Genomic DNA, 4,712 nt, shown 5'->3' on the forward strand with positions numbered 1-4,712 from the left:
CTTGAGGGGGAGATGCCCGGCAGGGCAGAGGGGGGTGCCTCGCGCCGGCCTGCGAGGACTTGGGTGAACGTCCTCGTCCTCTACGCTCATCCGGTCGGGACCAGCTTCAATGCCGGCCTGCACCGGACCATCGTCGAGCGCCTGAAGGCCGCCGGCCATGTGGTCGACGACTGCGATCTCTATGCCGAGGGTTTCGATCCCAGGCTGACGCGGGCTGAACGGCTATCCTATCACGACGAACGCAACGACGGCGATCCGGCGTCGCCTTATGTCGAGCGCTTGCTGCGGGCCGAGGCGCTGGTGCTGTCCTTTCCGGTGTGGAACTTCGGCTATCCGGCCATTCTGAAAGGCTTTTTCGATCGCGTCTTCCTGCCCGGTGTGTCGTTCAAGCTGGTCGACGGCAAGGTGCAGCCGTCGCTGCACAACATCCGCAAGGTGGTCGCGGTCACGACCTATGGCGGCAGCCGGTTCCGAGCCATGCTGATGGGTGACCCGCCGCGCAAGCTGGTCAAGCGGGTGCTGCGTGCGACGATCAAGCCTAGCGGGTCGGTTTCCTACCTCGCGCATTACTCGATGAATCTGTCGACCGACGAGACGCGGACGAGGTTCGTGGCGAAGGTCGCGGCCAGGATGGACGCGTTCTGAGGTGCGCTACATCCGCACCCGTTCCGCCTTCGGATCGTACATCGGCTTAAGCGATGCTTCCGCCGCAAAGCGCTCGCCGGCGATCTCGATCTCGTAGGACGACGACAGCACATCCGTCTCGCTCTCGCCCTTGCAACGCACGTAACCAAGCCCGATGGCGCCGCCGAGATGATGGCCGTAATTGCCCGAGGTGATAGGACCGACGATCTTGCCGTCGCGCAGGATCGCCTCGTTGTGGAAGAGCAGCGGCTCGGGGTCGTTCAGCCGGAACTGCACCAGGCGCCGGTTCAATCCGCTCTCCTTCTTTCTCAAAACCGCATCGCGGCCGAGAAAATCGCCCTTGGCGGTCTTCACCGCAAAGCCGAGGCCGGCCTCCAGCACATTGTCCTCGTCGGTGATGTCGTGGCCGAAATGCCTGAAGGCCTTTTCGATGCGGCAGGAATCCAAAGTGTGCAGGCCGCATGTTTTTAGCCCGACATTGGTGCCTGCCTCCGCGATCGCCTCGAAGACATGGGCAGCCTGGTCGGTCGAGACATAAAGCTCCCAGCCGAGTTCGCCGACATAGGTGACACGGTGGGCGCGGGCCAGGCCCATGCCGATCTCGATCTCCTGAAACGTTCCGAACGGGTTGTTCTCGTTTGAGAAATCGTTGGGGCTGACCTTTTGGATCAGCTTCCTCGAATCCGGGCCCATCAGGCAGAGCACCGCTTCGGCCGCGGTCACATCGGTGATGACGACGAACTCCTCGGCAAGATGTTTTCGCAGCCACGCCAGGTCGCGTTGCAGCGTCGCGCCGGGCACGACGAGGAAGAAGGCGGTTTCGGACAGCCGCGAGACGGTGAGATCGCTCTCGATGCCGCCGCGCTGGTTGAGCATCTGGGTGTAGACGATCTTGCCCGGCGCCACGTCCATGTCGTTGGCGCAGAGTCTTTGCAGGAAAGCGCAGGCGTCGCGACCCTCGACGCGGATCTTGCCGAACGAGGTCATGTCGAACAGGCCGACGCCGCTCCTGACCGCCAGATGCTCCTCACGCTGGTTGTCGAACCAGTTCTGCCGTTTCCAGGAATAGCGGTATTCGCGCTCCTGGCCGGGCCTAGCGAACCAGTTGGCGCGCTCCCAGCCGGCGACCTCGCCGAACACGGCGCCGCGCGTCTTCAGATGTTCGTGCAGCGGCGAACGGCGGACGTTTCGCGAGGTTGCCATCTGCCGGTAAGGAAAATGATCGGCATAGAGCAGGCCGAGCGTTTCGGAGACGCGCTCCTTGAGATAGCGGCGGTTCTTCTGGAACGGCTGGGCGCGGCGGATGTCGACCTCCCAAAGGTCGAAAGGCGCTTCGCCGTCATTGATCCATTGCGCCAGCGCCATGCCGGCGCCGCCGGAGGAGACGATGCCGATCGAATTGTAGCCGGTCGCCATCCAGTAGCCGGAAAGCTCCGGCGCCTCGCCGAGATAATAGCGGTCGTCGGGGGTAAAACTCTCGGGGCCGTTGAAGAAGGTGTGGATGCCGGCGGTGGCCAGCATCGGCATGCGGTTGACGCCCATTTCGAGGATCGGCTCGAAATGGTCCATGTCCTGCGGCAACTGGTCGAAGCAGAACTCCTCGCTTATGCCGTTCATGCCCCAGGGTTTGGCCACTGGCTCGAAGGCGCCGAGCATCATCTTGCCGGCATCTTCCTTGTAGTAGGCGCACTCGTCCGGCACGCGCAGCACCGGCAGCCGGGAGAGCCCGGGGATCGGCTCGGTGACGAGATAGAAATGCTCGCAGGCGTGCAGCGGGATGGTGACGCCATTCTGGGCGCCAAGTTCGCGTGCCCACATGCCGGCGCAGTTGACGACGATATCGGTATCGATCAGGCCTTGCTCGTCGCCTTGCGCCCAGGAAACGCCGGTGACGCGCCCATTTTTGGTGTGGACCTTGGTGACCTTGACGTTCTCGACGATCGTCGCACCGCGCTGGCGCGCGCCCTTGGCCAGCGCCATGGCGATATTGGCCGGGTCGCACTGGCCGTCGAGCGGCAGATGCACGGCGCCGACAACATCGGAAACATTAAGATGCGGGTACATCTGCTTGACTTCGTTGGGCGAAATCTCGCGCACGTCGACATCGAAGGCGCGGGCGAGAGACGCCTGCCTGTAGATCTCGTGCTTACGCTCCTCTGTCAGTGCCACGGTGATCGAGCCGACCTGGCGCATGCCGGTGCCGACATCGGTCTCGGCCTCCAGCTTGACGTAGAGGTCGGCCGAGTATTTCGCCAGCCGCGTCATGTTCTGCGAGCCGCGCAACTGGCCGATCAGGCCGGCGGCGTGCCATGTCGTGCCCGATGTCAGCTGCTTGCGCTCAAGCAGCACGATATCGGTCCAGCCGAGCTTGGCCAGATGATAGGCGACCGAACAGCCGGAAACGCCGCCGCCGATGATCACCGCCCTCGCTTTGGTGGGGATGGCTTTCGGGGGCGGGGCGTTCATGCGGCCTCGCGGCGATAGAAGGAGGCGAAGCGGCGCAGGCGCGTGGCAGCCTCCATCAGCACCGGTTCAGGCTGGCAGAGGCTGAAGCGGATGTGGCCGGCTGCGGCCTCGCCGAAGCTCGAGCCGGGCATGACGCCGACCTTTTCCTGGTCGAGGAAGGCCCAGGCGAATTTTTCGTCGTCCGGCTCGATCGCCGATATGTCGAGCATGACGTACATGCCGCCTTCGGAGCCGCGCACGGTGATATTGTTCATGCCGCGCATGGCATCGAGAACGACGGTGCGCCTTGCGGCATAGCGCTCGGCGATCTCCTTGACGCCGTAGCCATTTTCGAGCGCCTCCGCGCAGGCGAGGCTGATGAAGGCCGGCAGGCCGTAGGTCATCACCAGATTGAGGTCGGTCAGCAGCGAGATCATCTGTTCAGGCCCGGTCAGCCAGCCCATGCGCCAGCCGGTCATGCCGTGGCTCTTCGACATCGAATTGATGACCAGCGTGCGTTCCGCCATGCCGGGCAGCGAGCGTGGTGAGACGTGCTCGCCGCCGCCCAGCGTCCAGTAGACCTCGTCCGACAGTAGCCATAGGTCATACTCGCGGCAGATCTGCGCCAGCTCTTCCAGGCGCTCGCGCGAATAGACGGCACCCGTGGGATTGTTCGGCGTGTTGATCAGGATGGCGCGGGTGTTCGGCCGAAGGGCGGCGCGAATGTCGGCGGCGCGCGGCTGAAAGCCATCCTCGGCGGGGGTCTCGACGACGCTGAACTCGGCGCCCGCCGCGCTGAAGGTGTTGGGGTAGGTGGCGTAATAGGGCGCGACGACGATGGCATGGTCGCCCTGGTCGAGAACCGCTTGAATGGCCGCATAAAGCGCGGCCTGCCCGCCCGGCGTGGCGATGACCTGGTCGGGATTTGTCGCAACGCCGGTGCACAGCGTCGAAGCCGCCGCCATCGCCTTGCGCAGGCGCGGAACGCCGGCAAGCGGCGTGTAGTGGTGATTGCTGGCGCGAACCGCCGCCACGCAGGCTTCGATCGTCTCGCTCGGCGTGTCGAAATCGTGGTCGCCGACCGACAGCATAATGATGTCCTCGCCGGCCTGCTTGCGCGCCCAGGCAGCGGAATGAACCTCCCAGCCATCCTTGCCCGAAGGCACGATGCCGGAAATGCGCGATGATGGCCTGGGCATTATGCTACTCCCGAAATTTCATAACCGGCCTGTTCGAGCCGGTCGCGCAGCGCGGCGATGTGGGCCGGTCCGACTTCGCAGCAGCCGCCGACGATGCCGGCGCCGGCCTCGACCCAACCGACCGCCTGGCCGGCATAGGCATTCGGATCGAGGTCGTGGCGGGCGTGCAGCACTTCCACGGTGCCGCCATGCTTGAGCGCCTCAATCGAGGTGAAGCCATTGGCATAAGCGCCGACCGGACCGCCGAGAGCGATCAGTTCGGGGAGCGCTGCAGCGATCGCTTCGGGCCGGCAGCAATTGACCAGCCGGGCCGCGACGGGCAGGCCGTCAAGAGCGCCCGACGCCGCTGCAATGGCTTCGCCGCTGCGCAGGCGCGGCGTGCCGTGGTCGGAAAGCGTCCACGACACCCATACGGGCTTCCCG

4 protein-coding genes are annotated in these 4,712 nt (G+C 64.7%); 1 reads left to right on the forward strand and 3 read right to left on the reverse strand.

Features of this window, described 5'->3' with window-relative positions; genetic code table 11:
- Positions 1 to 63: 63 nt before the first annotated feature.
- Positions 64 to 645, forward strand: a complete 582-nt coding sequence (locus tag E5W70_RS30950; protein WP_292665053.1) for an NAD(P)H-dependent oxidoreductase — start codon at positions 64 to 66, stop codon at positions 643 to 645.
- Between the two features lie 6 nt (positions 646 to 651).
- Here the strand turns inward: E5W70_RS30950 and E5W70_RS30955 are convergent, their stop codons facing one another.
- The 3 genes from E5W70_RS30955 to E5W70_RS30965 all read right to left on the reverse strand — a co-directional run.
- A complete protein-coding gene (locus E5W70_RS30955) occupies positions 652 to 3,111 on the reverse strand; it encodes an FAD-dependent oxidoreductase (RefSeq protein WP_292665050.1) in 2,460 nt (819 codons plus the stop codon).
- Positions 3,108 to 4,289, reverse strand: a complete 1,182-nt coding sequence (locus tag E5W70_RS30960; RefSeq protein ID WP_292665051.1) for a pyridoxal phosphate-dependent aminotransferase — start codon at positions 4,287 to 4,289, stop codon at positions 3,108 to 3,110. The genes E5W70_RS30955 and E5W70_RS30960 overlap by 4 nt, the downstream gene beginning before the upstream one ends.
- The coding region (locus tag E5W70_RS30965) for a homocysteine S-methyltransferase family protein (RefSeq protein ID WP_292665052.1) at positions 4,289 to 4,712 on the reverse strand (424 nt) is incomplete at its 5' end. The genes E5W70_RS30965 and E5W70_RS30960, both read right to left, overlap by 1 nt.

The sequence above is a fragment of the Mesorhizobium sp. genome, from assembly GCF_005063415.1.
In the GTDB taxonomy this organism is placed as follows: domain Bacteria; phylum Pseudomonadota; class Alphaproteobacteria; order Rhizobiales; family Rhizobiaceae; genus Mesorhizobium.

Coding starts and splice junctions, on each gene's coding strand:
- E5W70_RS30955 (WP_292665050.1), bottom strand. CDS start 3,111: ATGAACGCCCCGCCCCCGAAAGCCATCCCCACCAAAGCGAGGGCGGTG.
- E5W70_RS30960 (WP_292665051.1), bottom strand. CDS start 4,289: ATGCCCAGGCCATCATCGCGCATTTCCGGCATCGTGCCTTCGGGCAAG.